Source organism: Pseudomonas meliae (assembly GCF_001400515.1).
GTDB lineage: Bacteria > Pseudomonadota > Gammaproteobacteria > Pseudomonadales > Pseudomonadaceae > Aquipseudomonas > Aquipseudomonas amygdali.
The window spans coordinates 1-1,962 of record NZ_LJQT01000402.1 but is presented as its reverse complement, the minus strand read 5'-3'; the positions used below and the strand labels follow the sequence as shown (position 1 = coordinate 1,962).

Sequence of the window (1,962 nt, the reverse complement as noted above, 5' to 3'; positions counted from 1 at the left end):
TGTCAACGCCAACCAAAAAGTGACCCCCTTCCGTGCTAAATCGCCAACTTAGTTTTGACCCCCCTCGGGTTCATATTTTCGAGCCGGTTGGGCCCGAGAAGATTGGGTTCCTGCTTTGCGCTTGTCCTTGAGTCGATAGCTTTCACCTGTCATCTGCACGATATGGGCATGATGTAACAGCCTGTCCAGCATGGCCGCTGTCAGTGTTTGATCATCCGCAAAGGTTCCGGCCCACTGGGTAAACGGCAAGTTACTCGTGAGGATCAGGCTGCCTTGTTCGTAGCGTTTGGCGACAACATTGAAGAACAGGTTGGCTTCATCACGACCAAACGGCAGGTAACCGATTTCATCAATGACTAACAACCCGGGGGCCATCACCACACGACTGAAGTATTCCTTGAGCCGTTCCTGGCGGTGCGCAGCGGTCAGTTGCAGCATCAAGTCAGCCGCAGTGACGAAGCGGGTTTTGATACCGGCCATCACTGCCCGGTAGGCCAGGGCGATGGCCAGGTGGCTCTTGCCTACACCACTAGGCCCCAGGAACACGATGTTCTCGGCACGTCCAACAAAACTCAGTGCTGCCAGCTCCTGGAGCTGTGCCCGGGGGACGCCGGTGGCAAACGCGAAGTCGTATTGCTCCAGCGTTTTCACAGCGGGCAGCGCGGCAGTTTTCAGCAGGGCCTGTCGAGAGCGTTCACTTCGGGCATCGGTCTCGGCAACCAGCAGCTTTTCGAGGAAGTCGGCAAAGCTGTCTTCGCCGCTTGCTGCTTGTTGGGCCAGGTGCGGCCAGTCCACCCCGACGCGCTCAAGCTTTAGCCCCTTGCATAGTTCTGTCAGGCGAGCATGTTGAAGGTTCATGCTCTCACCTCCAGCAGTTGCTCATAAACCGACAGCGGATGCTGCAAGCTCTCGTACGGCAGGACCCGCCCCAGGCGTAGGCCTGGGACGGGTTGTAGGCGCAGGCTCTGTGTTGGCAGCGGTAATAGTACCTGCAGCTCTTGGGCCAGACGTACCGCCGGTTGAACACCCGTCGTGCCGTGAATCCGCTGATGAGCGACTTCGTCGAGCCATTGGCCGATATGTGCGTTGGCCGTCACCACATCCAGCGTCAGACCCGCACTCTTGAGCGTAGCGGCCAACGGGGTAATGAAACTGCCCTTCAGATACCCGTTGAAGCGCTCAACCTTGCCCTTGGTCTGGGCACGGTAAGGGCGGCAGACCTTGGGAATAAAACCAAACTCATCGGCCAGCGCAGCCAATCGGGGATGCCAGCGGTGCTGGCCCTCCCCAAAAGCATCTCGCTCGGTGATGATGGTTCCGGCGTTATCAAACAAGGCCTGCTCGGGCACGCCGCCAAAGTAAGCGAACGCCTCCCGAAGCCCTGTCAGCCAGGCTTCGCTGTCCTCTCGCTCGGAGAAACGGACAAAGCTTGCTCGACTAAAACCAAGTGTCGCCACGAACGCCTTAAGCGGCTGACGGCCTCGTCGAATGGTGGTGAAGTCCACCTGCATCTGCTTGCCGGGCAGTGTCTCGAAACGTACCACCGGCTCTTCTGCCTTACGTTTGAAGGGGCGAATATAAGCCTTCAGACGACTGACGCCGCCGCTGTACCCCAATGCCGTGATCTCACGCAGCAGGACGGTCGCCGGAATCCAGTGTGGGCGCGCCGCCTCAATACGCTCGTGCAGGTAGTCCTTGAAGGGGTCGATTTTGCACGGACGTGCGGGTCTCACCTTGTCACTGGGTAGCGACCGGGCCTTTCGCAGGTACTTGCGCACGGTGTTACGCGAAATACCCAGCTCACGGGCGATGAATTTGATGCCATGGCCCTGACGGGCCAACACTTTAATTTCCACAGACTGCTCCTGGGTCAACATATTGGCAGCTCAAAGCCGCCAGTTTTACCCAGGGGGGTCAATTCTAGGTTGGCGTTAGGGGGTCATTTTTACAGTGGCGGTGACA

General features: G+C 58.3%; 2 protein-coding genes. Both read right to left on the bottom strand.

What is annotated here, in order from left to right; genetic code table 11:
* Positions 1-48 precede the first annotated feature (48 nt).
* Positions 49-858 (bottom strand): IS21-like element ISPsy4 family helper ATPase IstB, encoded by an 810-nt coding sequence (istB, locus tag ALO64_RS18590; protein WP_054991778.1) that lies wholly within the window; start codon positions 856-858, stop codon positions 49-51.
* On the bottom strand, positions 855-1,877 hold the full coding sequence (gene istA, locus ALO64_RS18585; RefSeq protein ID WP_054991777.1) for an IS21-like element ISPsy4 family transposase: 1,023 nt from the start codon (positions 1,875-1,877) through the stop codon (positions 855-857). Before istA ends, istB begins: the two co-directional genes overlap by 4 nt.
* Positions 1,878-1,962: the final 85 nt, after the last annotated feature.